At 61.1% G+C, this 26,134-nt stretch carries 24 protein-coding genes; 8 read left to right on the top strand and 16 right to left on the bottom strand.

The window, feature by feature from the left end:
- Window positions 1–77: 77 nt before the first annotated feature.
- Entirely contained in the window at window positions 78–749 is a 672-nt protein-coding gene (gene rpiA, locus QRN10_RS13040; RefSeq protein ID WP_181076455.1) for a ribose-5-phosphate isomerase RpiA, read from the top strand.
- Window positions 750–1,014: 265 nt separating this feature from the next.
- Window positions 1,015–2,961 (top strand): autotransporter domain-containing protein, encoded by a 1,947-nt coding sequence (locus QRN10_RS13035; protein ID WP_285428508.1) that lies wholly within the window; start codon window positions 1,015–1,017, stop codon window positions 2,959–2,961.
- Here the strand turns inward: QRN10_RS13035 and QRN10_RS13030 are convergent, their stop codons facing one another.
- The 4 genes from QRN10_RS13030 to QRN10_RS13015 form a co-directional block, all read right to left on the bottom strand.
- Window positions 2,962–3,870 carry an SdiA-regulated domain-containing protein gene (locus QRN10_RS13030; protein WP_285428507.1) on the bottom strand — a complete coding sequence of 303 codons (909 nt, stop codon included), beginning with the start codon at window positions 3,868–3,870 and terminating at the stop codon, window positions 2,962–2,964.
- A gap of 120 nt (window positions 3,871–3,990) precedes the next feature.
- Window positions 3,991–4,917, bottom strand: a complete 927-nt coding sequence (locus QRN10_RS13025; RefSeq protein ID WP_253509728.1) for an SdiA-regulated domain-containing protein — start codon at window positions 4,915–4,917, stop codon at window positions 3,991–3,993.
- 145 nt (window positions 4,918–5,062) lie between these two features.
- Window positions 5,063–5,728, bottom strand: a complete 666-nt coding sequence (locus QRN10_RS13020; RefSeq protein ID WP_285428506.1) for a fumarylacetoacetate hydrolase family protein — start codon at window positions 5,726–5,728, stop codon at window positions 5,063–5,065.
- Between the two features lie 22 nt (window positions 5,729–5,750).
- Complete coding sequence (locus QRN10_RS13015) at window positions 5,751–7,145, bottom strand: D-2-hydroxyglutarate dehydrogenase (RefSeq protein WP_285428505.1); 1,395 nt, start codon at window positions 7,143–7,145, stop codon at window positions 5,751–5,753.
- Window positions 7,146–7,350: 205 nt separating this feature from the next.
- Between QRN10_RS13015 and serA the strand changes: the two genes are divergently transcribed.
- A complete protein-coding gene (serA, locus tag QRN10_RS13010; RefSeq protein WP_034101340.1) occupies window positions 7,351–8,580 on the top strand; it encodes a phosphoglycerate dehydrogenase in 1,230 nt (409 codons plus the stop codon).
- Window positions 8,581–8,647: 67 nt separating this feature from the next.
- On the opposite strand, the gene QRN10_RS13005 is transcribed toward serA, so the two are convergent.
- A complete protein-coding gene (locus QRN10_RS13005) occupies window positions 8,648–9,088 on the bottom strand; it encodes a DUF4399 domain-containing protein (protein WP_181076446.1) in 441 nt (146 codons plus the stop codon).
- A 133-nt stretch (window positions 9,089–9,221) separates the two neighbouring features.
- On the opposite strand from QRN10_RS13005, the gene QRN10_RS13000 reads away from it, so the two are divergent.
- Window positions 9,222–9,746 (top strand): transporter substrate-binding domain-containing protein, encoded by a 525-nt coding sequence (locus QRN10_RS13000; protein WP_181076444.1) that lies wholly within the window; start codon window positions 9,222–9,224, stop codon window positions 9,744–9,746.
- Here the strand turns inward: QRN10_RS13000 and QRN10_RS12995 are convergent.
- Window positions 9,697–10,179, bottom strand: a complete 483-nt coding sequence (locus QRN10_RS12995; protein WP_285428504.1) for a 2-thiouracil desulfurase family protein — start codon at window positions 10,177–10,179, stop codon at window positions 9,697–9,699. The genes QRN10_RS13000 and QRN10_RS12995 overlap by 50 nt on opposite strands.
- A gap of 2 nt (window positions 10,180–10,181) precedes the next feature.
- Complete coding sequence (locus tag QRN10_RS12990) at window positions 10,182–10,814, bottom strand: 2OG-Fe(II) oxygenase (protein WP_181076586.1); 633 nt, start codon at window positions 10,812–10,814, stop codon at window positions 10,182–10,184.
- 132 nt (window positions 10,815–10,946) lie between these two features.
- Here QRN10_RS12990 and QRN10_RS12985 point away from each other — a divergent pair, with 132 nt between their 5' ends.
- Window positions 10,947–11,699: a DUF2059 domain-containing protein gene (locus tag QRN10_RS12985; RefSeq protein ID WP_181076441.1), complete on the top strand. Its 753-nt coding sequence runs from the start codon at window positions 10,947–10,949 to the stop codon at window positions 11,697–11,699.
- A 42-nt stretch (window positions 11,700–11,741) separates the two neighbouring features.
- Here QRN10_RS12985 and bipL read toward each other — a convergent pair whose 3' ends face one another.
- Complete coding sequence (gene bipL / locus QRN10_RS12980) at window positions 11,742–12,683, bottom strand: phospholipase BipL (protein WP_253509731.1); 942 nt, start codon at window positions 12,681–12,683, stop codon at window positions 11,742–11,744.
- Between the two features lie 89 nt (window positions 12,684–12,772).
- Here bipL and QRN10_RS12975 point away from each other — a divergent pair, with 89 nt between their 5' ends.
- A complete protein-coding gene (locus QRN10_RS12975) occupies window positions 12,773–13,348 on the top strand; it encodes a DUF6436 domain-containing protein (protein WP_285428503.1) in 576 nt (191 codons plus the stop codon).
- Window positions 13,349–13,380: 32 nt separating this feature from the next.
- On the top strand, window positions 13,381–15,735 hold the full coding sequence (locus QRN10_RS12970; RefSeq protein WP_285428502.1) for a penicillin acylase family protein: 2,355 nt from the start codon (window positions 13,381–13,383) through the stop codon (window positions 15,733–15,735).
- Window positions 15,736–15,801: 66 nt separating this feature from the next.
- Here the strand turns inward: QRN10_RS12970 and QRN10_RS12965 are convergent, their stop codons facing one another.
- The gene (locus QRN10_RS12965) at window positions 15,802–16,767 is read right to left on the bottom strand and encodes a GlxA family transcriptional regulator (RefSeq protein ID WP_285428501.1); all 966 of its coding nucleotides are present in this window, start codon (window positions 16,765–16,767) and stop codon (window positions 15,802–15,804) included.
- 239 nt (window positions 16,768–17,006) lie between these two features.
- Between QRN10_RS12965 and QRN10_RS12960 the strand changes: the two genes are divergently transcribed.
- On the top strand, window positions 17,007–17,648 hold the full coding sequence (locus QRN10_RS12960) for an HD domain-containing protein (RefSeq protein WP_181076433.1): 642 nt from the start codon (window positions 17,007–17,009) through the stop codon (window positions 17,646–17,648).
- Between the two features lie 114 nt (window positions 17,649–17,762).
- On the opposite strand, the gene QRN10_RS12955 is transcribed toward QRN10_RS12960, so the two are convergent.
- From QRN10_RS12955 to QRN10_RS12925, 7 genes are all read right to left on the bottom strand, one after another.
- The gene (locus tag QRN10_RS12955) at window positions 17,763–18,647 is read right to left on the bottom strand and encodes an ABC transporter permease subunit (protein WP_285428500.1); all 885 of its coding nucleotides are present in this window, start codon (window positions 18,645–18,647) and stop codon (window positions 17,763–17,765) included.
- The gene (locus QRN10_RS12950; RefSeq protein ID WP_253509735.1) at window positions 18,644–19,564 is read right to left on the bottom strand and encodes an ABC transporter permease subunit; all 921 of its coding nucleotides are present in this window, start codon (window positions 19,562–19,564) and stop codon (window positions 18,644–18,646) included. The genes QRN10_RS12955 and QRN10_RS12950 overlap by 4 nt, the downstream gene beginning before the upstream one ends.
- Window positions 19,561–20,703 carry an ABC transporter ATP-binding protein gene (locus QRN10_RS12945; protein WP_046069993.1) on the bottom strand — a complete coding sequence of 381 codons (1,143 nt, stop codon included), beginning with the start codon at window positions 20,701–20,703 and terminating at the stop codon, window positions 19,561–19,563. The genes QRN10_RS12950 and QRN10_RS12945 overlap by 4 nt, the downstream gene beginning before the upstream one ends.
- A gap of 67 nt (window positions 20,704–20,770) precedes the next feature.
- Entirely contained in the window at window positions 20,771–21,865 is a 1,095-nt protein-coding gene (locus QRN10_RS12940) for a polyamine ABC transporter substrate-binding protein (protein WP_181076430.1), read from the bottom strand.
- 151 nt (window positions 21,866–22,016) lie between these two features.
- On the bottom strand, window positions 22,017–23,111 hold the full coding sequence (locus tag QRN10_RS12935) for a polyamine ABC transporter substrate-binding protein (protein WP_181076585.1): 1,095 nt from the start codon (window positions 23,109–23,111) through the stop codon (window positions 22,017–22,019).
- A 182-nt stretch (window positions 23,112–23,293) separates the two neighbouring features.
- Window positions 23,294–24,658, bottom strand: a complete 1,365-nt coding sequence (locus QRN10_RS12930) for an aspartate aminotransferase family protein (RefSeq protein ID WP_253509738.1) — start codon at window positions 24,656–24,658, stop codon at window positions 23,294–23,296.
- Window positions 24,659–24,716: 58 nt separating this feature from the next.
- Window positions 24,717–26,075 (bottom strand): glutamine synthetase family protein, encoded by a 1,359-nt coding sequence (locus tag QRN10_RS12925; RefSeq protein ID WP_181076427.1) that lies wholly within the window; start codon window positions 26,073–26,075, stop codon window positions 24,717–24,719.
- Window positions 26,076–26,134 lie beyond the last annotated feature (59 nt).

The following is a 26,134-nucleotide window of genomic DNA, read 5'->3' as shown; positions in this document are numbered from 1 at the left end:
ACGACCACACGAATCCCGAGGTTTTGTTGGGGTATACTCGCCGCCCTCGATCACTCCCCGCCCGTTCCGGAGCCCGCATGACCCAGGATCAACTCAAACAGGCAGTGGCCCAGGCCGCCGTCGATTTAATCCTTCCCAAACTCGACGACAAGAGCATCGTCGGCGTCGGCACCGGCTCCACCGCCAACTGCTTTATCGATGCGCTGGCCCAGCACAAGGGCGCGTTCGACGGCGCCGTGGCCAGCTCCGAAGCCACCGCCGCGCGCCTCAAGGGCCACGGCATTCCGGTGTATGAGCTCAATACCGTGAGCGACCTGGAGTTTTACATCGATGGCGCCGATGAAAGCGACGAGCACCTGCACCTTATCAAGGGCGGCGGCGCAGCCCTGACCCGCGAGAAGATTGTCGCGGCCGTGGCCAAGACCTTCATCTGCATCGCCGATGCCAGCAAACTGGTGCCGGTGCTGGGCACATTCCCGCTGCCGGTGGAAGTTATCCCCATGGCCCGCAGCCACGTAGCCCGCGAATTGGTGAAGCTGGGCGGCGACCCGGTGTACCGCGAAGGCGTGTTGACCGACAACGGCAACATCATCCTCGATGTGTTCAACATGCAGATCACCAACCCGGTCGAGCTGGAAACCCGGATCAACGCCATCGTCGGCGTAGTCACCAACGGCCTGTTCGCCGCGCGGCCGGCGGATGTGTTGCTGCTGGGCACGCCCGAAGGTGTGAAGACCCTCAAGGCTTAAGCATCGGTTGACTGTGGGGCGGAGCCAGCCTCCTCCCACAGCCCGTGTCCATGTAACAAAAACGCTACCTTTCGCAGCACCCCTCTCCAAAATCGTGCGCCAAGTCACGACATTGAATACCGTCGCTGGTATCAAATCCGTTACAACTTACAGCCACGCGACCCCGCCGTTTAACAATGCGCCAATTCACAATCGCCCAGGGAATGAGGCGCACATTGTGCAAAGGGTCTGGGTTCAACAACTCCGTCACTTCAAGGAAGACCCTGTGATAAAGCCCCTCGCCTTCGCGATCGGCGCGACCTGCGCCCTGCTGTCCCTGCAAACCTCAGCCTATGAATACGGCGAGCACGCCAATACCACCCTGGAAAAACTGATCAACGATTACCCCGGCCGTTATCGTGGCACGGCCAATTTCGCCGGCGCGGCCGATTGGATGCAAAGCCAGATGGGCGCGGCCTACAGCATCAGTCGCCAGGATTTCACCTGGAGCGGCGGCAGTCGCGCCTCGCAGAACGTAGTAGCCTACGCCGCCGGCACCCGGCCGCAGTACGTGGTGATTGGCGCGCATTTCGACACTTACTTTGGCCGCCCGACCCTGCAAGGCCTGGACGACAACGGTTCCGGCGCCAGCGTACTGACCGAAGTGGCGAAGAACCTGGGCGGTCTGCAGCTGGAAAACGGCCTGCAGGTTGTCGGTTTCGGCGCGGAAGAAGAAGGCTTGCGCGGCTCTCGGGCTTTCGTCGATTCGCTGAGCGCCAGCCAGCGCGCGAATATGCTGGCGATGATCAACCTCGACAGCCTGATCACCGGCGACATGATGTACGCCCACGCCGGCCAGAACAGCACCGCCAACCCGGCGCTGGCGGCGTTGCGCGAGCACACATTCCAGATCGCCAGGGAATTGAACATTCCCCTGTTCACCAACCCCGGCCTGGACCCGCAATACCCCAAAGGCACCGGCTGCTGCAGCGACGGCGAAGCGTTCGAGGCGCTGAATGTGCCGATTCTCTATATAGAAGCCACCAACTGGGAACTGGGCGACCTGGACGGCTACACCCAGACCGACAACCCCGCAATCCCTGGCGGTTCGACCTGGCACGACCCTGCCGAAGACAACAAAGCCGTGCTCACGGATGCCTTCGGCCAGGCGCGCATCGACCAGCGCCTGCGCGACTATTCACGCCTGCTCAGCCGCCTGGTGCTTGAGTTGACCAACGCCGATCTGCTGGCCTCGACCGCCTCCGGCGGCGCCGTCGCGCGCAATATGCAGGACAACCTGCAGCGCCAGCACCAGACGATGGTGCGCCTGCATGACCGCCGCTGGCTGACCTTGCAGTCGGCCAGCCGCGAGATCGGCAGCTTTGACGGCGAGATCGGTGTGGACGGCGAATACAACCCCGACAGCGGTTTCGACACGGCGCCCAACCCCGAAGCGCGGCGCGTGGGCCTGCACGCACTGGGCGATTACCAACTCACCCCCAGCCTGAACATCGGCGCCAGCCTCAGCTACCTCAACGGTCGCGACAAACTGGAACATCGCGGCAAGCTCGACAGCGATACCTGGCAGGCCGCCGCCTACGCGCTGCTCAACGATGGCGGGCCGACCTGGCTGGCCGGCGATCTGAGCATAGGCCACGCCCGCTTCGACAGCCGGCGCAACCTGCTGATTCAGGCCAATGGCGGGCCGATCCTGCTCAATCAACAGCTGACCGGCAGCACCGATGCGTTAACGCTCGGCGCAAGGGTGCTGGGTGGGTACGACTTTGACCTCGGCGCGATCAAGAGCGGTCCGTTCGCCGGCCTGGATTACAGCCACTCGCGCATCGATCAATTCCACGAAAAACAGAATCTGCGTACTGCACTGGAGTATGAAGAGCAGTCCTTCGACTCCCTGGAAGCCAGCCTGGGCTGGCGCGTACGCGGCGTGGTTGGCCTGCCCCGCGGCCTGAGCCTGATGCCCTACGGCGACATAGCCTGGGTCTCGGAATTGGCCGACGGCCGCCTGGACAACCTGCAACTGACCGCCCGGGCCGATGACCAGGCGCGCACAGCACGGCTGGGCGCGGTGGATAAGCATTTTGGTCGCGCGCAACTGGGCAGCCAGCTGGCGATCACTCCGCAGTTGGGGGTGTATGCCGAGGTCAACAGCCGGCTGGGCCACGACGAAGGCAGCCAGACCGGCTATTCGCTGGGTGTGCAATGGCTGTTCTGATCAGGGCTTTTTGAACACGTAGAACAGGTTCGGCTCACTGACCAGGTACAACGCCCCGTCGTCATCCATGGCGATACCTTCGGCCTGTGGCACACGTTTGCTCAGGCCATGGCGCCCGCTGAGCAGAGACAGGCTGCTCAGCGGGCGACCGTCGATGTCCAGTTCCAACACCAGGAACGACTCATCCGACAGCGCCAGTAAATGCCCGCTGCGCTCGTCGTACTGCAGGCTCGACAGGTCGCGCACAAACAACCCGGCATCGCGCTTGGGGTTGTTGATCACGTGCACCGAGTAGGTTTTTTCCGGTTTGAAATGGGGAAAGCCGTGCACCTCGTAGATCAGCATCGGGTCGCGCTCCTTGGCGACGAACAGGCGCTTGCCCACCGAATCATAAGCCAGGCCTTCGAAGCCTTTGTTGCCGCCGACATGCACGCCCAGAGTCATTTGCTCGGCATCGGCGGCATCGAGGAATTGGGTGTCGTCGTCCACGTGCACCTTGATCAGCCGTTGCTGGCGCTCGTCGCTGATGACGTAAATATTTTCACTGATAAATTCCACCGCTTCGGCATCGCCAAACCCGATCAGAGGAATGCGCCGCACAATCCTGCCCTCCAGGGACAGCTCGATCAGCTCGGCGTTTTTATTGGTCACGGTAAACAGGCTTTTGCGCACCGGGTCATAGGTCAGCGCCGATACGTCGTCGTTGAGCCCCTCGATCACCTGAGCCTCCAGGACCACGCGGTAATCGGCCAGGCCGATGGATTGCGCCTGAGTGGGCTGGCGCCACGCCTGCCAGTTGAACCAGGCGCGCTCGAACAAACGGAAGTTCTGGGCAACAGCGACGGCGCCGATCACGATGACCAGCGCAAGCAGGAGAAGAAGAGGTTTAGGGCGGGCTAATCGACGCATCGGGCAAGCTCAAAGTCAAAAGTGGCGAATGAATATCACGCCGGTCTGAATTTAAACTTAAACGCGCCACAGTGTCTGGCGAATGCCGCTGAAAGAGAAATATCCGACGTAATTCGCCAGCTACTTCTGCTTTTCAAAACGATAGAACAGGTTCGGCTCACTGACCACGTAGAGGTTGCCGTCCTCGTCGAGGGTGACCCCTTCAGCCCGTGGAATGGTGTCCTTGAGGCCGTTGAAGCCACCGAGCAAGGTCATGAAGCTGACTTGCTCGCCCTTTTCATCCAACTCCAGCAACAAATGAGAATCGGCCGACAGCACCAGCAGATGGCCCGTACGCGGGTCGACGGCCAGGGCCGAGAGGTTGCGCATGTCCAACTCTTTACTCGCCAGCTTTTGTTTAGCGCCGGTCAAGAGCTGGGCGCCGTCGCTTTTCCAGGTGAACAACGCCGGCGGGCGCTCCTCGCCCAACACTATCTGCTGGTTATGCTTGTCCCAGGTCACGGCCTCAAACGCTTTGTTCTGGTCCTTGGAAGGGCCCAGGTCATAGCTCTTGAAGTCGGCTTTGGTCAACTGTTGCGTGGCGGCCTCGACCTTGACGATGCTGAGCGTATGCTGGCGCTCGTCGACAATCGCCATCAGGCCGTTCTCCATCATCGCAACGCCTTCGGGGTTGTCCCAGCCGTTGAGCGGCATCTTGCGCAGCACGTCGCCTTGCAGGCTCAGCTCGACAAGAAACGGGTTTTTACCCATCACGGAAAACAGGGTTTTGGTCTGCGGATTGTAGGTAATGTCCGAGGCTTCGTCCTTCTCCAGGCCCGGCAGCACCTTGGCGTCGATAATCGCCTGGTAGTCGGGCAGCCATACGCTTTCCTTGCGCTCGGCAGGGCTTTCGAACCGTTCCAGCACCCACAGTACGCCGCGATCGTCCCAATGCATCAGCCACGCCACGCCATACACCACCGCCCCGGCCAGGAACAGCCAGGAATACCAGCGCAGGGCGAAACGGGAACGGGACTTGGATGGTGCAGAGGGCAGAGGCACGGCCATTGAGCGCTTTTCCTGCAGATGAGCTTTAGGGGTTAGCACAGGATCAATGGGCTCGCGTGCTGGAGGCTGAGGATTATCCGGATTGCGTGTGAAAAAAATGCAAAAGCCGCTATGTGGGAGGGGCAAACCCCTCCCACCCTTTCGTTCAGCGAACGACGCTTTCGAAGCGACTCACGTTCGGCAATTCCAACACCAGCTCATCGCCTGCATTCAACGGCCCGACGCCGGCCGGAGTACCGGTGAGGATCACATCCCCTGCCTGCAGCGAGAAGCAGCCGGCCATGTACTGGATCATCGGCACGATCGGGTTGAGCATCTGCGCGCTGCTGCCGTCCTGACGCACTTCGCCGTTGATGGTCAAGCGAATGCCAATGTCGGTCAGGTCAGGGAAGGTACTGTCGACCACGAACGGCGCAATCACCGCCGCGCCGTCGAATGACTTGGCGACTTCCCACGGCAGGCCCTTGGCCTTGAGTTCGGCCTGCTTGTCGCGCAGGGTCAGGTCCAGCGCCGGCGCGAAACCGGAAATGGCGTCCAGCACTTCCTCACGGCTTGGCTTGGCCGACAGCGGCTTACCGATCAGCACCGCGATTTCCGCCTCGTAGTGCACCGAACCGCGCTCGGCAGGAATGGCGAAACCGCCTTCCAGCGGCACCACGCAACTGCCCGGTTTGATGAACAACAACGGCTCGGTCGGTACCGGGTTGTCCAGTTCCTTGGCATGTTCGGCGTAGTTACGCCCGATGCACACCACCTTGCCCACTGGGAAGTGGATGTGGGTGCCGTCGACATACTTGTGCTGGTAGCTCATGAAACGACTCCTTGAGGGGCGGTTAAACAGCGAAGATTTTGCCCGGGTTCATGATCCCGTTCGGGTCGAACACGGCCTTGACGGCCTTCATGTATTCGATTTCAACCGGCGAGCGGCTGTAGGTCAGGTAATCGCGCTTGGTCATGCCCACGCCGTGCTCGGCGGAGATCGAGCCGTTGTACTTCTGAACGGTTTCGAACACCCACTTGTTCACAGTGGCGCATTTGGCGAAAAACTCGTCCTTGCTCAGGTTTTCCGGCTTGAGGATGTTCAGGTGCAGGTTGCCGTCACCGATGTGGCCAAACCAGACGATTTCGAAATCCGGGTAATGTTCGCCGACAATGGCGTCGATTTCGCTGAGGAACGCCGGCACTTTGGAAACCGTCACCGAAATATCGTTCTTGTACGGCGTCCAGTGGGAAATGGTCTCGGAGATGTACTCGCGCAGCTTCCACAGGTTGTGCAACTGGGTTTCGCTCTGGCTCATCACCCCGTCCAGCACCCAACCCTGCTCGACACAGTGCTCGAAGGTCTCCAGGGCATGGTTGGCGACTTCTTCGGTGGTGGCTTCGAATTCCAGCAGTGCGTAGAACGGGCACTCGGTGTCGAACGGCGCCGGTACGTCACCACGGCCGAGGACTTTGGCCAGGGCTTTGTCGGAGAAGAACTCAAAGGCAGTCAGGTCGAGCTTGCCCTGAAACGCGTGCAGCACCGGCATGATCGAATCGAAGTCGGTGGTGCCCAACACCATGGCGGTGAGGTTCTTCGGCGCGCGGTCCAGGCGCATGGTCGCTTCGACCACAAACCCCAGCGTGCCTTCGGCACCGATGAACAACTGCCGCATGTCGTAGCCGGTGGCGTTCTTGATCAGGTCGCGGTTCAGTTCCAGCACGTCGCCCTTGCCGGTGACGACTTTCATGCCCGCTACCCAGTTACGGGTCATGCCGTAGCGAATCACCTTGATCCCGCCGGCATTGGTGCCGATATTGCCGCCAATCTGGCTGGAACCGGACGATGCGAAGTCCACCGGGTAATACAGGCCGTTTTCTTCGGCGACATTCTGCAGTTGCTTGGTGACCACGCCCGGCTGGCACACGGCAGTGCGGTCGGTGAGGTTCACGTCGAGAATCTGGTTCATATAGTCAAACGACACCACCACCTCGCCATTGGCCGCAACCGCTGCCGCCGACAGGCCGGTACGCCCGCCCGACGGCACCAGCGCCACCTTGCGCTCGTTGGCCCAACGGACAATGGCCTGCACCTGCTCGATGGTCTTGGGAAATGCGATAGCCATGGGTGCCGGAGCGAAATGCTTGGTCCAATCCTTGCCGTAAGCCTCCAGGGAGTCGGCGTCGGTCAGCACTTTGCCGGGCTCAACCAGGGTCTTCAGCTCATCAATCAGGGCAGGATGGGTCATCGACAGAACTCTCGAACAATTCATGGTCATCCTGAGAACGCTTCACGTCGCAGGAATAGGTGTTTAGCGGGGCGCGTATGCTAGCATACCGCCCCCGCAGGACAGAGCCCAAGGGCGTTTCTGCGGTGACGGCTTTCCTGCCGTCCGGGTCAGCTTAAGTGATCCGACTCCCTGCCATTTTTCTCCGGGATACAGGTTTACGCAGATGAGCAAGACTTCTCTCGATAAGAGCAAGATCAAGTTCCTTCTTCTGGAAGGCGTCCACCCATCGGCTGTCGACGTTCTGAAAGCCGCCGGGTACACCAGCATTGAGTACATCACCAGTTCTCTGCCGGAAGCCCAGCTCAAGGAAAAGATCGCCGACGCGCACTTTATCGGCATTCGCTCACGCACTCAGCTGACCGAAGAAATCTTCGATCACGCCAAGAAGCTCGTGGCGGTCGGCTGCTTCTGCATCGGCACCAACCAGGTCGACCTCAACGCAGCGCGCGAGCGCGGTATCGCGGTGTTCAACGCACCGTATTCCAACACCCGCTCCGTGGCGGAGCTGGTGCTGGCCGAGGCCATCCTGCTGCTGCGCGGTATCCCTGAGAAGAACGCTTCCTGCCACCGTGGCGGCTGGATCAAGAGCGCGGCCAACTCCTTCGAAATCCGCGGCAAGAAGCTGGGTATCGTCGGTTACGGCTCGATCGGCACGCAGCTTTCGGTATTGGCCGAAGGCCTGGGCATGCAGGTGTTCTTCTACGACACCCTGACCAAGCTGCCATTGGGCAACGCCACGCAGGTGTCGAGCCTGACCGAACTGCTGGGCATGTCCGACATCGTGACCCTGCACGTACCGGAAACCGCTGAGACCCAGTGGATGATCGGTGAGAAGGAAATCCGCGCCATCAAGAAAGGCGGCATCCTGATCAACGCCGCGCGCGGTACCGTGGTCGAACTGGACGCCCTGGCCGATGCGATCAAGGACAAGCACCTGATCGGCGCCGCCATCGACGTATTCCCGGTTGAGCCGCGCTCCAACGATGACATTTTCGAAAGCCCGCTGCGTGGCCTGGACAATGTGATCCTGACTCCGCACATCGGCGGTTCCACCGCTGAAGCCCAGGCCAACATCGGTCTGGAAGTGGCCGAGAAGCTGGTCAAGTACAGCGACAACGGTACGTCGGTCTCGTCCGTCAACTTCCCGGAAGTGGCCCTGCCGGCTCACCCTGGCAAGCACCGCCTGCTGCACATCCACCAGAACATTCCGGGTGTGATGAGCGAGATCAACAAGGTCTTCGCGGAAAACGGCATCAACATTTCCGGTCAGTTCCTGCAGACCAACGAGAAGGTCGGCTACGTGGTAATCGACGTCGACGCCGAGTACTCGGACCTGGCGCAAGAGAAGCTGCAGCACATCAACGGCACGATTCGTAGCCGCGTGTTGTTCTAAGGCTTTAACCGCTGCACAAAAAATGGGAGACCCGCAGGGGTCTCCCATTTTTTTGTCCGCAGAACGCTTACTTGACGTTAACGGTGATGACTTTCGAGGCGACCGTTGGCTCGAACTGGCGATGCACGTTGTCGCCTGCCACCAGTTGCAAGGTGTGCTTGCCTGGGGTCAGGGTCAGCTCGGTTTCGGTTTGCGCCTTGCCGAAGTGGATCGAGGTCGCGGTGGCCGGGATCGCGTCGGCGGCCTTAAGCGCCGTCACATCCTGGTCAACCAGCAGGTGATGGTGGCCGGCGTTAGGCACTTGCTTGTCGATCGGCTCCAGGTCCAGGTTTTTCACGCCGAATTTGACGGTGAAGGTTTTGTCGACGGTCGCGCCATCCTTCGGCGAGACGATAAACACTTCCGCACCTTCAGGCGCCGGCGTGCGCGGCAGGTCGGCGGCGCTGGCCAACATCGAGGCACCCAGCAACAGGCTGGCAATCGTTGCACGGGACAAAAGGGCTTTCATTCGCTTCTCCACTTCTTTATGAAATCTGCAGGGTTGTGACAACTTCGCGACAAATTGCTGTCCAAGGCACTCAACACCATAGCAAAGCGATGCTGAACGGCGCCTCGCACATTCGAATTTTCTAGGAGTGACCATGCGCTTTTCGCCTGGCCTGTTACTGCTGCTTCCCCTTCTGAGCCCTTTGGCTCATGCCGAACTGATCGACGACGTCAATGATCGTGGTGAGCTGCGCATCGCCCTTGAAGCCAATACCCCGCCCTACAACTTCAAGGAAGGCGACAAGCTCACCGGTTTTGAAGTGGAGCTGGGTGAACTGCTGGCGAAGGAAATGGATGTGCGCGCCTCGTTCATCACCACCGATGACGCCGACATGCTACCCGGTGTAGCAACCGGCAAATACGACGTGGCCATCAACCATATCGCTAAGACTGCCGAGCTTGAGGATCAGTTCGATTTCAGTGAGGCCTATCACGAGAAGCCTGAACTGGCGATCCCGTTCCAGAAGGGCAACCCGGCGTTCAAGACGAGTGTGGACGGGGCGTTGAAGCGGATGAAGGACGATGGCCGATTGAAGACGCTGTCGCAAAAATGGTTCGAGGCCGACGCCCCTACAGGCGCGTCAACGCCTGTGCCGCCTCCGGCAGCTCCAGCTCACTGAATACCTGCACGCCATGACGCTTGAGCAGCGCCGCCGTTACGCCCTCGCCACTGACCTTTACCCCGGCGAAGGTACCGTCATAGGTCAGCAGATTGCCGCACGACGGGCTATTGGCCTTGAGCACAGCAAGGCGGATATCGTGCTGCTGCACCAGGGCCAGGGCCTGGCGCGCGCCGCCCATGAAGGCGGCGCTGAAGTCTTCGCCCTCGGCCGTCAGCACTTTGGCACGGCCCTCCCACACGTCGACGCCCTGACCACCGGGGATTTCGGCAGAAGGCCTGGGCGTCGGCAAACCGCCCGCCACTTCCGGGCAAATCGCAACCACCCGTCCCTCAGCCTGCCACGCGGCCAGTTGGTCGAACGGCCCGCTGGCGCTGCCGTCGTAGCGCACTTTGTGGCCCAGCAGGCAGCGGCTGATCAGTATCTTGTGCATGGTTAAAACGGCTCGTTGCCCCGCCGGCGAAACCAGCCGGTGAGGGACAGCCGTTCGCGCGAGGCAGGCATGACTTCGTGGGGCACTTCGCCCGACAGGAATACCACCAGGCTGCCGCCGGTGGGCACCACATCGTATTCGACGCCATTCTTGAGGTACATGCGCAACTGGCCGCCATGTTCGGGCAGCCAGGCGTCATTCAGGTAGATCACCGCCGAGACCATGCGCCGGTCATCATCGCGAAAACGGTCCAGATGCTTGAGGTAAAACGCCCCCGGCGGGTACATCGCGAAATGACTTTCGAAATCTTCCAGGCCGAGGAAGAGCCCCCGGTTCATCGCCAGGCGCAGGCTGTCCATCACCGCCATGTAGGCGTCGCAGACTGGCGCATCGCCCTCTTCCAACCATTGGATATGGTCGCCGCGAATGCCTTCGCGGATCTCCTGTGCCGGCCCGCGTCCTACCGCCGCGGGTGCTAATTCGCCCTCGGCCGCACGTTTACGGCACTCAGCCGCCAGTTCCAGGGTCAGAGCCTGGGGCAGGAAGCCATTCTGCTGCGACCAGCCTTTTTCGGCCAGGTCGTCGACAATGCGTTGCAGCAGGGGATGATCGAAGGGTATTTGCATGGCGCGCATAGTATCCATACGCCTGTGAATCCGACAGAGCCGCCGAGCGTCTGAACATAGATTAGTTCAAGTGACCGACAGGATTTCTCGACAAATCCTACGCCCGACACGGACAATAGTGGCCGACTGACAGGAGTCCATATGCGTCGTTTGTTTTTTTCCTTGCTGATGTTCTGCGTTTTGCCCGCCTGGGCAGACGGCCATGACCAGTTGTACAAGGTCGCCGGCTGGGCCGAACAACGTGCGCATTTCAATGATGCCCTCGCCGCCGCCCAGCAGCGCTATCGCAACAGCCTGCCGCCGGCGGTGTATCAGGCGCTGGTGGATAACAGTAACCAGCGCTTCGCCGCTCAGGCCATGGATCAGCGCGCCGAAGCGCAGTTGCGCAAGCACCTGGCGGACCCGGCGCCGGCGCTGGCGTTCTTTCAGTCACCCTTGGGGCGCAAGATCGTCGCTGCCGAGTTGCTGGCCACCCGCCGCGATCAGTTGGCTAAAAACGCCCAGGGCCTGCCGAAAATCCAGGCCGACGCCACCCGCAGCCTGATCATCGGCCACCTGGCCCAAGCCCTGCCCGCCCGCGAAGCCGGCGCGGAGGTCAGCCTGGCGATTGCCGGTGTGGCGGCCGACAGCCTCAGCCAGATGATCCCTGGCCTGCTGGGCGGCGGTCAGGCCCAGGGCATGCTGAATGGCCAGCGTGAGCGGCTGATGCAACAGATAGACAAAGACCTGAACAACACTCTGCTGTACGTCTATCGGGATTTATCCGACCCGGAGCTGGAAGAGTTCGCAACGTTTGCGGAGTCACCGGAAGGTAAGGCGTATTACCAGGCGGCGCTGGCGGCGATTCGCGCAGGTCTGGCAGTCGGCCAGAGCACCTCAAGCCTGGCGCAGTAGAAAACGTGGAGGGGCTTGCCCCCCTCCCGCATTGGCACCGTGTTATTTCAGATGGTCCGTCAAATACCGGAAGTACTCTTCGCGAATCTCAGGAATCTCATTCGCCAGATGATGCCGGCCACGCGGCAGCATCAGCACCTCGGGCCGGTCGAACTTGCCGCGCAGCACTTGCAGGTTGTGTTGCCAGTCCACCGTCATGTCTTCCTCACCCTGCACAATCACCGGCCGCCGCGTGCTGCGCGGGGCGGCTTCGATGCGCTTGATCCAGCGCGCCAGGGCGCCCACCCAGGCGGTTGGCAGTTGCCGTGGCTGCAGTGGATCGGCTTCCAGGAACGGCTTGAAGGCCGGGTCGTTGGAGTTGTCGCTGAACCGCCGCGCAATGCCTTTGACGAACGGCCGCAACAGGTAATAGCTGACCTGGGACCAGCCCCACGCCCGCGGACGCACCAGCGGTGACAACAGCAAGACCTTGCCCTGCGCCGGGCTGTCGGCGCCGTGATGCAGCAGATGGTCAACGACGATAGCGCCGCCGGTGCTTTGCCCGAACAGGTGCCATGGCGTGGGTAATTGCAGCGATTCGGCCTCGGTGAACAGTGCCTGGACCACATTCTGATACACCGCGAAATCACCGATGCTGGCACGCGCGCCGCTGGACAATCCATGCCCCGGCAGATCGCAGGCGATCACCACAAAACCCTGGTCCAGCGCCCAGCCCACCACGTTGCGGTACAGCCCCATGTGGTCGTAGAAGCCGTGGAACATGAACATCGTCGCCACCGGCACCGGCGGCCACCACACTTGCGCCACAACGTCGAATCCGTCCACCTCGAAGCGCCCCAGGCGACTTACCGCCGGCACTTTGCGCGCGGCCAGGTCCAGCCCGTAGAAGCGCTGGTACACCCGCGCCTCGGCGCTGAGCGGTTGCGCATCCGACAAGGGGCGCAAGCTGTCGCGCAGATGATCGGGGTCAAAGGTGACGGGCATAAAGGGTTCCAGACTCACACTATCGAGCAGCGATATTCATCTGTCAGGGCAAGCATGGCAAGCTACGCGACCTGCGAGGATAGATCCGAATGCGACAGCCCCACCGTACTACCTTGTTCGCCGCCCTGATCCTGCTCATTTGCACCGGCTTGCTGTGGGCGGCGTATGACTGGTTCCAGGGCCGCTACCTGCGCGCGTTCAGCGAGCACACCGCCGTATTTTCCGGCGATGCGCTGCAACTGCCCGCCGAACTCAGCGGCCCCGGCCCGATCCGTCTGGTGCATTTCTGGGACCCGGCCTGCCCGTGCAACGTGATCAACCAGCAGCACCTGGGGGAGCTGATCGAGGCCTATGCGCCCTTGGGCGTCGAGTTCTATGCCTTGCAAAAAGCCGGCAGCCACGGCCAATTGCCGGACAACCTGAGCCGGATGAAGATCCTCACCGCCCTGCCCGGTGCCGACCAGGTGCCGGCCAGCCCGGCCGTGGGCATTTGGGATCGAAGCGGCAAACTCGCGTATTTCGGACCGTACAGCGAAGGCCTGACGTGCAATGCCGGCAACAGTTTTATCGAGCCGATCCTGCAGGCCCTGGCAGCCGGGCGCGAGGTGAATGCCACGCACACCCTGGCGGAGGGCTGCTATTGTTCGTGGTCTACCGGTCCGTAGGCCATCACTCCCACTTTGGGTAAGGAATGTTCATGAAACGCGTCCTGCAGACGCTGGCGGCTCTGGCGGTGCTGCTCGCCCTTGCCGTCGGTTGGTATGTCTACAGCAAACAGCCCACGCGCCAGGGCACGGTAGAGCTGGCCAACCTGCAAAGTTCGGTCACGGTGCGCTATGACGACCGCGGCGTGCCGCATATCCGAGCCGAGAACGAAACCGATCTGTATCGCGCCCTGGGCTATGTGCACGCCCAGGACCGGCTGTTCCAGATGGAGATCATGCGTCGCCTGGCCCGTGGCGAACTCGCCGAAGTGCTGGGCCCCAAGGTGGTCGACACCGACAAACTGTTCCGCAGCCTGCGCATCCGCGACCGCGCCGCGACGTATGTGACGCAGCTGGATCATGAATCGGCGCACTGGAAGGCGCTGCAAGCCTATCTGGATGGAATCAACCAGTATCAGGACAGCCACCCCAGCCCGATGGAGTTCGACGTGCTGGGCATTCCCAAGCGGCCCTTTACCGCCGAGGACACCATCAGCGTCGCCGGGTACATGGCCTACAGTTTTGCCGCCGCGTTTCGTACCGAGCCGTTGCTGACTTACATCCGCGACCAGTTGGGCAGCGACTACCTGAAAGTCTTCGACCTCGACTGGCAACCCAAGGGTGCCCTTAACCTGGCCGCCAGCGACTGGCAGGCCCTCGGCGCCCTCGCCGCCCTGAGCGACCAGGCTTTGGCGGACAACGGCCTGCCGCAGCTCGAAGGCAGCAACGCCTGGGCCATCAGCGGCAGCCGCACGCGCAGCGGCAAACCGTTGCTGGCGGGTGACCCGCATATTCGTTTTTCGGTGCCGTCGGTGTGGTATGAGGCGCAATTATCCGCGCCGGGTTTTGAGCTGTATGGCTATCACAACGCACTGGTGCCGATGGCGTTCCTCGGGCACAACCTGAATTTCGGTTGGAGCCTGACCATGTTCCAGAACGACGACCTCGACCTGATCGCCGAGAAGGTCAACCCGGATAATCCCAATCAGGTCTGGTACCAGGGCCAGTGGGTCGACATGACCCGCAGCGAGCAGCAGATCGCGGTAAAGGGCCAGGCGCCGGTCACCTTCACCCTGCGCCAGTCGCCCCATGGCCCGATCGTCAATGACGTGCTCGGCGAGGCGGGCGGCAAAACACCGATTGCGATGTGGTGGGCGTTTCTCGACACGCAGAACCCGATCCTTGAAGGCTTCTACCAGCTCAACCGCGCCGACACGTTGGCGAAGGCGCGCGCCGCCGCCGCCAAGGTCTCGGCACCCGGCTTGAATATCGTATGGGCCAATGCCAAGGGCGATATCGGCTGGTGGGCGGCGGCGCAGTTACCGATTCGCCCGGCAGGCGTGAACCCTGGGTTTATCCTCGACGGCAGCACCGCCCAGGCCGACAAACTGGGTTTCTACCCGTTCAATGCCAACCCTCAGGAAGAAAACCCGGCGCGCGGCTATGTGGTCTCGGCCAACGCCCAGCCGGCGTCGCCCACCGGCATGGAGATCCCCGGTTATTACAACCTGGCCGACCGTGGCCAGCAGCTGAACGCCCAGCTGAGCGACGCCCGCGTGAAGTGGGACGTGACCAACAGCCAGGCCTTGCAACTGGGCACCACCACCGCCTTCGGCCCGCGCCTGCTGGCACCGCTGCTGCCGGTATTGCGTGAAGTGGTCACGGACCCGGCGCAACTCAAGTTGGTGGGTCAACTGGCCAACTGGAAAGGCGACTACCCGCTGGATTCCATCAGCGCCACGCTGTTCAACCAGTTCCTGTTCAACCTCGCCGACGCCGCGTTCCACCCCAAGCTCGGCGATGCGATGTTCAAGACCCTGCTCGGCACCCGCATCATCGACGCGGCCCTGCCACGCCTGGCCGCCGATGCGGACTCACCTTGGTGGGACGGCCAGCGCGCCGCCGTCGTCAAACGTGCATGGGACAACAGCCTCGCCCACCTGCAGGCCACGTTCGGCGACGATCCGAGCCAATGGCAGTGGGGCAAGGCGCATACGCTGACCCATGGCCATCCGCTGGGCCAACAGAAGCCGTTGGACAGGCTGTTCAACGTCGGCCCATTCCCCGCTCCCGGCACCCACGAAGTGCCGAACAACCAATCCGCCGCCATCGGACCCGCGCCCTGGCCGGTCACGTATGGCCCGTCCACGCGCCGCCTGATCGACTTCGCCGACGTCGCCCACGCGCTGACCATCAACCCCGTGGGGCAAAGCGGCGTACCGTTCGACAAGCACTATGGCGACCAGGCCGAGACCTATATCGAAGGCGGTTACGAGCAGGCGCATTTGAGTGATGAGGAAGTCACGGCCAACACCCGTGGCACGCTGAAGCTGCTGCCCGCTCGATAACGGCCTGCAGCGCAAAAACCGTGGCAGGGGCTGGCCCGCTCACACAGTGTCGCTGCAGTGGCGCGTCTATACCGGCGCCGCAAAGTTGAGCCGGAACTGATGCGGCGTCACGCCCAACCGGCGGTTGAACACGCTGCGCATGTGCTGGGCATCGCGAAAGCCGCATCGATAAGCCACGGTCTTGAGCGGCGCGCGGGTGCTTTCGAGCATCACTCGCGCCGCGTCCACCCGTGCCCTTTCGACGAATTCCGCCGGCGTGATGCGGGCCTCACGGGCAAACACCCGGGAGAAATTGCGCGCACTCATATTGGCCGCCTTGGCCAGGTCGGCGATGGTCAGGTCGCCGGTCAGGTTCGCCAATACATACAGTTGCACCTGCGCCACCGCCGACGTGGGTTCGGCGTGGGGCGCAAGGAACGGGCTGAATTGCGACTGCCCGCCGGAGCGCTGGGTGAACACCACCAAGCGCTTGGCCACGCTCAACGCGACTTCCGGGCCGTGATCCTGGGCCAGCAGGTACAGCGACAAGTCGATGCCTGCCGTGACGCCCGCCGAGGTATAGAGATTGCCGTCCTGTACGTAGAGGCGGTCAACCTCGACCTGGGCCGACGGGCACAGACGCGCCAGGTCGGCAGCATCGTTCCAGTGGGTAGTGACGGTTTTGCCCTCCAGCAATCCAGCGCGCGCCAGCATAAAGGCGCCGTTGCAGACAGAACCGAAGCGTTGCGCCCTGGCGGTTGCACCCCGTAGCCAGTCATCGAACGCCGAGCCGAAATCTTCGAACGGCAGTTGCGGGCCTCCAGCGACCAGCAGCAGATCATAGTCCTGCAGGGCCTCGCTGTAATGCCGGTGGGCCTGCAATGCCAAGCCGTTGGAGGCGACCATGGTGCCGTGGTGCAGCCCGATGACCTCTATCCGGTAATGATCCTGGGCCGGCAGAAAGCGGTTGGCTTCGCAGAACACATCCATGGGGCCGGTCACATCCAGTGACTGGACGCCGGGGAAAATCAGGATCGCGACGGTCTTGTGCATGGGTAAACCTTATAGCTGGGGCTGGCGCAAAACCCTGTGGGGCTGACTTGCCTGCGATACAGACGACCAGGCCCATCAGGTATACCGAGGTGATGCTATCGCGGGCAAGCCAGCGCCCCCATTGACGGCATATACCCTTGGCACGAAGTGACGGCACTTTGGCCGGGATCGCATCCCCGTCGCCATGGTCGCTTCGCGGGTGCGCGACCAGACTGTGGGCTTTCCACAGGAGAGCTACCATGACCACTACCATTGCCGGCATCAAAATCCCGAACAGCGCGCTGGCCAAGGCCACCACCGAATATATCCGCGACGTCGAATCCGACCTGCTCTATCACCACTCCCGTCGGGTCTTTCTGTTCGGCGCACTGAGCGGTGAACGCAAGCAACTGGCCTACAACCCCGAGCTGCTCTACGTCGGCGCCATGTTTCATGACCTGGGCCTGGTGGCAGGTCATCGCAGCGACAACGAGCGTTTCGAAGTGGACGGCGCCAACGCTGCCGCCGCCTTCCTGAAGCCGTATGGGCTGAGCGATGACGATATCGAACAGGTATGGCTGTCCATCGCCCTGCACACCACGCCCGGCATACCGCAACATTTGCGTCCGACCGTGGCGTTGGTGACCGCCGGCGTCGAAATGGACGTGCTGGGCATGGACTACGCCGCGTTCAGCAGCGTGCAGCGCGAAGCCGTGGTGCATGCGCATCCACGCGGTGAAGGATTCAAGGAGTGCATCATCTGCGCCTTTGCCGACGGCTTGCGCCATCGCCCGCAGACCACGTTTGGCAACGTGAAGACGGATGTGCTGGTGGATCAGGAGCCAGGGTTCAAGCCGATGAACTTTGTCGAGGTGATTCGCAAGTCGCCTTGGACTGCATAGCCAATCTGGAATGCGGTCAAGACTGTGGGAGGGGGCTTGCCCCCGATTGCTGAGTGCCAGTCACTGCATCTGTTGACTGACCCACCGCCATCGGGAGCAAGCCCCCTCACACATTTAGACCGGCGCCGGAGCGCGGCGCTTGTCCGGTTGCTGCCAGCCATCGGCGGCGGCTTCTTCGATGGCTTGCTGGATGGCTTTCTTGCGCATCTCTTCGGCACGGCGGCTGAAGAACCACACCAGGAAGGTCACCAGCGACACCGCCAGCAGAATCAGGCTGGCCACCGCGTTGATCTCGGGTTTAACCCCCAGGCGCACGGCCGAGAATACTTCCATCGGCAAGGTGGTCGAGCCCGGGCCCGACACGAAGCTGGCCAAAACCAGGTCGTCCAGGGACAACGCAAACGACATCATGCCGCCCGCCGCCAAGGACGGCGCGATCATCGGGATGGTGATCAGGAAGAACACTTTCCACGGCCGCGCGCCCAGGTCCATCGCCGCCTCTTCGATCGACAGGTCCAGCTCACGCAAACGCGCCGACACCACCACCGCCACATACGCAGCACAGAAGGTGGTGTGAGCGATCCAGATGGTGACGATGCCACGCTCCTGAGGCCAGCCGATCATCTGGGCCATGGCCACGAACAGCAGCAAAAGCGACAGACCGGTGATCACTTCCGGCATCACCAACGGCGCGGTCACCAGGCCGCCGAACAGCGTGCGGCCTTTGAACTGGCTGATACGCGTCAGCACAAACGCGGCCAACGTACCCAGCGCCACCGCGGCCGCCGCCGTGTAGCAGGCGATTTCCAGGGAGCGCGCCACCGAGCCCATCAACTGGGTGTTGTCCAGCAGGCCCACATACCATTTGATCGACCAACCGCCCCACACCGTCACCAGCTTGGATTCGTTGAACGAGTAGATCACCAGAATCAGCATCGGCAGGTAGATGAACAGCAACCCCGCCACCAGCATGAAGCTTGAGAAACTGAAGCGCTTCATATCTTGCCCTCCATCTCTTTGGCTTGGCTGCGGTTGAACAGGATGATCGGCACGATCAGGATCGCCAGCATCACCACCGCCAGTGCAGAAGCCACAGGCCAGTCACGGTTATTGAAGAATTCCTGCCACAGCACTTTACCGATCATCAGGGTTTCCGGGCCGCCCAGCAGTTCCGGGATCACGAACTCGCCCACCACCGGGATAAACACCAGCATGCAGCCGGCGATAATGCCGTTCTTGGACAGCGGCACGGTGATCTTCCAGAAACTGTTGAAGGTGCTCGACCCCAGGTCCGACGCGGCTTCCAGCAGGCTCTGGTCGTGCTTCACCAGGTTGGCGTACAGCGGCAGGATCATGAACGGCAGGTAGGAATAAACCACGCCGATATACACCGCAATGTTGGTGTTGAGGATCTGCAGCGGCTCGTTGATCAACCCCATGGACATCAGGAAACCATTGAGCAGACCGTTGTTGCTGAGGATGCCCATCCAGGCATAGACGCGGATCAGGATCGCCGTCCAGGTCGGCATCATGATCAGCAGGACCAGCACGGTCTGCATTTCTTTGCGCGCGGTGGCAATGGCATAGGCCATCGGGTAGCCGATCAGCAGGCACAGCAGGGTGCTGAAGAACGCCATTTTCAGCGAGCCCAGGTATGCCGAGATGTACAACTCATCGCCTGCCAGCAGGCTGTAGTTGGCGAGGTTGAGCACCACCTGCAGCTTCTGCTCAACGTAGGTATAGATCTCGGTGTACGGCGGGATCGCGACGTCGGCTTCGGCAAAGCTGATTTTCAGGACGATAAAAAAAGGCAGGGCGAAGAACAGGAACAGCCACAGGAACGGAATCCCGATGACCACCTGCTTGCCGCTGGGGACGATGCGGTGCAAGCGCCGCTTGAACTTCTTCATGTTCATGAGCGCAGTACCACGCCGCTGTCGTCTTCCCACCACACGTAGACCTGGTCACCCCAGGTCGGACGCTGGCCACGGCGCTCGGCGTTGGCCACGAACGATTGCACCAGCTTGCCGCTGGGCAGCTCGACGTAGAACACCGAGTGGCCGCCCAGGTAGGCGATGTCGTGCACCTTGCCGCTGGACCAGTTGTGTTCGCAGGTCGGCATCTGGGTAGTGACCAGCAGTTTTTCCGGGCGGATGGCATACGTCACCGACTTGTCTTCCACCGCCGTGGCGATGCCGTAGCCTACGTAGATATCGCGGTCCAGGTCGGCGCACTTGAGTACGGCGTGACCCTCGGCATCATCCACGACCTGGGTGTCGAAGATGTTGACGTTGCCGATGAACTCGCACACCAGGCGGCTGGTAGGCGTTTCGTAGATGTCGATCGGGCTGCCGATCTGCGCGATCCAGCCCAGGTGCATGATCGCGATGCGCTCGGCCATGGTCATGGCCTCTTCCTGGTCGTGGGTCACCATCACACAGGTCACGCCGACGCGCTCGATGATTTCCACCAGTTCCAGCTGCATCTGCGAACGCAGTTTCTTATCGAGGGCGCCCATCGGCTCGTCGAGCAGCAGCAGTTTCGGGCGCTTGGCCAGGGAGCGGGCCAGGGCCACGCGTTGGCGCTGACCACCGGACAATTGGTGCGGCTTACGCTTGGCGTACTGGCTCATCTGCACCAGCTTGAGCATCTCGGCCACGCGGGCGTCGACCTCGGCCTTGGGGATCTTGTCCTGCTGCAGGCCGAACGCAATGTTCTGCGCCACGGTCATGTGCGGGAACAAGGCGTAGGACTGGAACATCATGTTGATCGGCCGCTCGTAGGGCGGCATGTCGGTGATGTCCACACCGTCGAGGTAAATGCGGCCCTCGGTCGGACGCTCGAAACCTGCGAGCATGCGCAGCAAGGTGGACTTGCCCGAACCCGAACCGCCGAGCAAGGCGAAGATCTCGCCTTTCTTGATTTCCAGGGACACATCGTCCACGGCAATCGTCTCGTCGAACTTCTTCGTGACCCGGTCGATTTTGACCAGCACCTTCTTCGGTGTCTGGTCGCCCTCGAGGGCTTTCTTGTAGGCGCCGGAGGCAACTGCCATTTACGAAACTCCCAAAAAAACAGAGTGCGGTTCGCCCGAGGCGGGCGAACCCAGGATAGTTTGAGCCTTACTTGCCCGTCTTGATCTTGGTCCAGCTACGGGTCATTAAACGTTGCACCTTCGGGGGTAGCTCGAAGTTGACGAACGTGCGGTCAAGAACCGCCTGCGGTGGGTAAACCGCTTCGTCAGTGCGTATCGATTGCTCCATCAGTTTGTCCGCCCCTGGGTTAGGGTTGGCGTAACCGACGACGTCGCTGACCTGGGCGATGACCTCAGGCTGCAGCAAATAGTTGATGAAGGCGTGGGCTTCCTTGACGTTGGTGGCATCCTTGGGGATGGCCAGTACGTCGAACCACAGGTTGCCGCCCTCTTTGGGAATCACGTAAGCGATGTTCACGCCTTTGCCGGCATCGCTGGCACGCGCCTTGGCCTGGAACACATCGCCGGAGAACCCGGCAGCCACGCAGATATTGCCGTTGGCCAGGTCCGAGATGTATTTGGACGAATGGAAATAGGTCACGTAGGGCCGCACTTTCAGCAGCTTTTCCTCGGCCTTCTTGTAATCCTCGGGGTTGGTGCTGTTAGGGTTCAGCCCCATATAGTTGAGCACCGCCGGCAGCATTTCGTCCGCCGAATCCATGAACGACACGCCACAGGTGGCGAGTTTTTTCATGTTTTCCGGTTCAAACAGCACGGCCCAGGAGTCGATATGGTCGACGCCCAGCACTTCTTTGACTTTGTCGACGTTGTAACCGATGCCATTGGTGCCCCACAGGTACGGTACGGCGTACTGGTTGCCGGGGTCGTTCTTTTCCAGGCGCTTGAGCAGTGCCGGGTCGAGGTTGGCGTAATGGGTCAACAGTGACTTGTCGAGCTTCTGGAACGCCCCGGCCTTGATCTGCTTGCCGAGGAAGTGGTTGGACGGCACCACCACGTCGTAACCGGTATGACCGGCCAGCAACTTGCCTTCCAGGGTTTCATTGGAATCGAACACGTCATACACAGGCTTGATGCCGCTGGCTTTTTCGAAATTGACCAGGGTGTCGGTGCCGATGTAATCCGACCAGTTATAAATATGCACGGTCGGTGCAGCCTGCACGCTGACACTCAGCGTGATGCCTGCAGCCGCCAGCATGGCTTTGCTGAATAAAGAAATTGGCAAGTGGAGGTCCTCTTAAATAGTTGGGCCCAAAGTTGTTGCCCGGCAACAAAACCGGCGCGCAACTTACCCTCGATAAACCGATCCGGCAAAACTTTCTGTCATTTAATTAATGTGCGGGAGGGGACCAGCCCCCTCCCACAGGTTTTAAGGCTTACTTGCCCGACTTGATCTTGGTCCAGCTGCGGGTCATTTCACGCTGGGTCGCGGCCGGCAAGTCGGCAATGGCATAGAGCTTGGCCTGCACATCCGCCGATGGGTAGATGCCCGGGTCGCTGGTAATGTCCTTGTCGACCAGTGCGGTCGCCTTCTCGTTACCGTTAGGGAAACGCACGCTGTTGGTGATAGCCGCCATGACATCCGGCTTGAGCAGGTAGTTCATGAACTTGTAGGCCGCGTCGACGTTTTCGGCGTCTTTAGGGATGGCGACCATGTCATAGAAACTGCCGGCGCCTTCCTTAGGAATGTCGTACGCCACCTTGACCTTGCCACCGGCTTCAGCCGCGCGGGACTTGGCCTGCTGGATGTCACCCGAGTAACCGACGGCCACGCAGATGTTGCCGTTGGCCAGGTCGGAGATGTACTTGGAGGAGTGGAAGTAGCCGATCGAAGGACGGATCTTCAGGAACAGCTCTTCGGCTTTCTTCAGGTCGTCTTTTTTCTGGGTGTCCGTCGGCAGGCCCAGGTAATGCAGTGCGACCGGCAGCATTTCGGTTGGCGAATCGAGGAAGCTCACGCCGCAGCTTTTGAGCTTGGCGATGTTTTCAGGCTTGAGCAGCGTGTCCCACGAGTCGATCTTGTCCACGCCCAGCGCAGCCTTGACCTTCTCCGGGTTGTAGCCGATGCCGATCGAGCCCCACATGTAAGGGAAGGCGTGCTTGTTGTCCGGGTCACTGACCGACACGGCCTTGAGCAGGGACTTGTTCAGGTTGTCGTAGTTGGACAGCTTGGACTTGTCCAGCTCCTGATAAACGCCGGCCTTGATCTGCTTGGCCAGGAAGTTGTTCGACGGTACGACGATGTCATACCCGGACTTGCCGGCCAGCAACTTGGCCTCCAGGGTTTCGTTGCTGTCGAACACGTCGTACACCACTTTGATGCCCGACTCTTTTTCGAAGTTGGCGATGGTGTCCGGTGCGATGTAATCGGACCAGTTGTAGACGTGCAGCACTTTATCGTCCGCCTGTGCCGCGCCCGCCATCGCGCCCATCAGGGACAAGGCGAGGAGGGTCTTGCCCGCGTTCTTCAAACCTAATGCCTTCATTTGGTAATGCTCCAATTTTTCTTTTTTGGGCCACACGCTATGTATGTTCCGCAGCCCAGCCAAAGGGCAACACAACAGGGCGACAGTCTGGCAAGTTCAGGGGCCGGCTTTCAACCAAAGCCCCTACATTTATAACCGCTCGGTGCACTGCGCACTGAGCCTAGCATTTAGCCCTGCAATGCCGCCAAAGTCAGGTCCAGGCACTGGCGAGCCTTGGTGACCAGTTCGTCGATTTCCGCCTTGCTGATCACCAGTGGCGGCGAAATGATCATGGTGTCGCCCACGGCGCGCATGATCAGGCCATTTTCGAAGCAGAACGTGCGGCAGATCATGCCTGCACCCCTGCCCTCGTAACGCTTGCGCGTGGCCTTGTCCTGCACCAGTTCAATCGCACCGAGCATGCCGACGCCACGCACTTCACCTACCAGAGGGTGATCCGCCAGCTCCCTCAGACGTTTCTGCAAATAGGGTGCCGTTTCGTCATGCACACGTTTAACAATCTGTTCATCGCGCATGATGCGGATGTTTTCCAACGCCACCGCCGCCGCCACCGGGTGACCGGAGTAGGTGAAGCCATGGTTGAAATCGCCGCCTTCGTTGAGCACGGCCACCACGTCATCGCGCACGATCAGGCCACCCATGGGGATGTACCCCGAGGTCAGGCCCTTGGCGATGGTCATCATGTGCGGCTTGAGGCCATAGAAATCGCTACCGAACCACTCGCCGGTACGTCCGAAGCCGCAGATCACTTCGTCGGCGATAAACAGAATGTCGTACTTGGCCAGAATCTCTTTGATGCGCGGCCAGTAGGTCTCGGGCGGCACGATCACACCGCCGGCGCCCTGGATCGGTTCGGCAATAAACGCACCGACGTTATCCACGCCCACTTCCAGGATCTTTTCTTCAAGCTGGTTGGCGGCCCACACACCGAACTCTTCGGGGCTCATGTCGCCGCCTTCGCCGAACCAGTACGGCTGGGCGATATGGACAATGCCCGGGATCGGCAAGTCGCCCTGCTCGTGCATATAGGTCATGCCGCCCAGGCTGGCGCCGGCCACGGTGGACCCGTGGTAGCCATTTTTGCGGCTGATGATGGTTTTCTTGTTCGGCTGGCCCTTGATCGCCCAGTAGTGGCGGACCATGCGCAACATGGTGTCGTTGCCTTCGGAGCCGGAACCGGTGAAGAACACGTGGTTCATGCCGGCCGGCGCGATGTCGGAAATGGCTTTGGCCAGTTCCAGCACCGGCGGGTGAGCGGTCTGGAAGAACAGGTTGTAGTACGGCAGCTCTTTCATCTGTTTGGCGGCGGCGTCGGCCAGTTCATCGCGACCGTAACCGATCGCCACGCACCACAGGCCGGCCATGCCGTCGAGGATCTTGTTGCCTTCGCTGTCCCACAGGTACACGCCGTGGGCTTTGGTGATGATGCGCGGGCCTTTCTCTTTCAATTGCTTGAAGTCGCTGAACGGCGCCAGGTGGTGATCACTGCTCAAGGCTTGCCATTCACGGGTTTGCGGGTTGTTGCTGGACATACCGATCTCCTAGACTTTTCAGTGAAGGGCGCGCGGGTTGCCCCGCGCGCCCGGCGCATCAGACGGCGAAGAGCAGGAATTCCCGCTCCCACGAACTGATGACGCGCTTGAAGTTTTCATGCTCGGCCCGCTTGACCGCGACGTAGCCTGTGATGAATTTGTGCCCCAGGTATTTCTCGATGGTCTTGCTGTTTTCCATGCGTTCCAGGGCGTCTTCGATGGTCAACGGCAGGCGCAGGTTGCGCCGCTCGTAACCACGGCCTACCACGGGAGCGCTCGGCTTATGGCCTTCGACCATGCCGATGTAGCCGCATAACAGGCTGGCCGCAATCGCCAGGTACGGGTTGGCATCGGCGCCCGGCAGGCGGTTTTCCACACGACGGTTCTGCGGGCCGGCGTCCGGGACGCGCAGGCCCACGGTACGGTTTTCTTCGCCCCATTCCACGTTCACCGGCGCCGACGTATCGGGCAGGAAGCGGCGGAACGAGTTCACATTGGGTGCAAACAATGGCAGCAACTCAGGGATGAATTTCTGCAGGCCACCGATGTGGTTGAGAAACAGCTCGCTCATGGTCCCGTCTTCATTGGAGAAGACGTTCTTGCCGGTGGCGATGTCGATGATGCTCTGGTGCAGGTGCATGGCGCTGCCGGGCTCACCGGTCATCGGCTTGGCCATGAAGGTGGCGGCCACGTCGTGCTTGAGTGCGGCTTCACGCATGGTGCGCTTGAACACCAGGATCTGGTCGGCCAGGGACAGCGCATCGCCATGACGGAAGTTGATTTCCATCTGCGCCGTGCCGTCTTCATGAATGAGGGTATCGAGGTCCAGTTCCTGCAGCTCGCACCAGTCGTAGACGTCTTCGAACAGCGGGTCGAATTCGTTGGCCGCTTCTATAGAGAAGGACTGGCGACCGGTTTCCGGGCGCCCGGAGCGGCCGATCGGCGGTTGCAGTGGGAAGTCCGGGTCTTCGCAGCGCTTGGTCAGGTAGAACTCCATCTCCGGCGCCACGATGGGCTGCCAGCCTTTGTCGGCGTAGAGCTTGAGGACTTTCTTGAGCACGTTGCGCGGCGACAGCTCGATGGGGTTGCCTTGCTTGTCGTAGGTATCGTGGATCACCTGGGCGGTGGGCTCGATGGCCCAGGGCACCAGGAATACCGCGTTCTGGTCGGGGCGGCAGATCATGTCGATATCGGCCGGGTCGAGCAGTTCGTAATAGATGTCGTCTTCGACATAGTCGCCGGTCACGGTCTGCAGCAGAACGCTCTCGGGCAGGCGCATGCCTTTTTCGGCGATGAACTTGTTGGTCGGCGAGATTTTGCCCCGGGTGATACCGGTGAGGTCGCCAATCATGCATTCGACTTCTGTGATCTTGTGGTCTTTCAACCAATCGGTGAGCTGGTCGAGGTTGTTACTCATAAATGCCTCTGGGCTGGGTTTCCTGGCATCCATTAAAGGCCAGGCGTTGGTTGACGCAG

The organism is Pseudomonas sp. lyk4-R2A-8, from assembly GCF_030209095.1.
Classification (GTDB): domain Bacteria; phylum Pseudomonadota; class Gammaproteobacteria; order Pseudomonadales; family Pseudomonadaceae; genus Aquipseudomonas; species Aquipseudomonas quebecensis.
The sequence above is the reverse complement of the archived record's forward strand: the minus strand, read 5'-3'. Positions and strand labels throughout refer to the sequence as shown.

Coding starts and splice junctions, on each gene's coding strand:
- QRN10_RS12930 (WP_253509738.1), bottom strand. CDS start 24,658: ATGTCCAGCAACAACCCGCAAACCCGTGAATGGCAAGCCTTGAGCAGT.
- QRN10_RS13025 (WP_253509728.1), bottom strand. CDS start 4,917: ATGGCCGTGCCTCTGCCCTCTGCACCATCCAAGTCCCGTTCCCGTTTC.
- QRN10_RS12950 (WP_253509735.1), bottom strand. CDS start 19,564: ATGAACATGAAGAAGTTCAAGCGGCGCTTGCACCGCATCGTCCCCAGC.
- QRN10_RS12970 (WP_285428502.1), top strand. CDS start 13,381: ATGAAACGCGTCCTGCAGACGCTGGCGGCTCTGGCGGTGCTGCTCGCC.
- QRN10_RS12995 (WP_285428504.1), bottom strand. CDS start 10,179: ATGCACAAGATACTGATCAGCCGCTGCCTGCTGGGCCACAAAGTGCGC.
- QRN10_RS13005 (WP_181076446.1), bottom strand. CDS start 9,088: ATGAAAGCCCTTTTGTCCCGTGCAACGATTGCCAGCCTGTTGCTGGGT.
- QRN10_RS12925 (WP_181076427.1), bottom strand. CDS start 26,075: ATGAGTAACAACCTCGACCAGCTCACCGATTGGTTGAAAGACCACAAG.
- QRN10_RS12965 (WP_285428501.1), bottom strand. CDS start 16,767: ATGCACAAGACCGTCGCGATCCTGATTTTCCCCGGCGTCCAGTCACTG.
- QRN10_RS12960 (WP_181076433.1), top strand. CDS start 17,007: ATGACCACTACCATTGCCGGCATCAAAATCCCGAACAGCGCGCTGGCC.
- QRN10_RS12945 (WP_046069993.1), bottom strand. CDS start 20,703: ATGGCAGTTGCCTCCGGCGCCTACAAGAAAGCCCTCGAGGGCGACCAG.
- QRN10_RS13000 (WP_181076444.1), top strand. CDS start 9,222: ATGCGCTTTTCGCCTGGCCTGTTACTGCTGCTTCCCCTTCTGAGCCCT.
- QRN10_RS13030 (WP_285428507.1), bottom strand. CDS start 3,870: ATGCGTCGATTAGCCCGCCCTAAACCTCTTCTTCTCCTGCTTGCGCTG.
- rpiA (WP_181076455.1), top strand. CDS start 78: ATGACCCAGGATCAACTCAAACAGGCAGTGGCCCAGGCCGCCGTCGAT.
- bipL (WP_253509731.1), bottom strand. CDS start 12,683: ATGCCCGTCACCTTTGACCCCGATCATCTGCGCGACAGCTTGCGCCCC.
- QRN10_RS12985 (WP_181076441.1), top strand. CDS start 10,947: ATGCGTCGTTTGTTTTTTTCCTTGCTGATGTTCTGCGTTTTGCCCGCC.
- QRN10_RS12955 (WP_285428500.1), bottom strand. CDS start 18,647: ATGAAGCGCTTCAGTTTCTCAAGCTTCATGCTGGTGGCGGGGTTGCTG.
- QRN10_RS13015 (WP_285428505.1), bottom strand. CDS start 7,145: ATGACCCATCCTGCCCTGATTGATGAGCTGAAGACCCTGGTTGAGCCC.
- QRN10_RS13020 (WP_285428506.1), bottom strand. CDS start 5,728: ATGAGCTACCAGCACAAGTATGTCGACGGCACCCACATCCACTTCCCA.
- QRN10_RS12975 (WP_285428503.1), top strand. CDS start 12,773: ATGCGACAGCCCCACCGTACTACCTTGTTCGCCGCCCTGATCCTGCTC.
- serA (WP_034101340.1), top strand. CDS start 7,351: ATGAGCAAGACTTCTCTCGATAAGAGCAAGATCAAGTTCCTTCTTCTG.
- QRN10_RS12990 (WP_181076586.1), bottom strand. CDS start 10,814: ATGCGCGCCATGCAAATACCCTTCGATCATCCCCTGCTGCAACGCATT.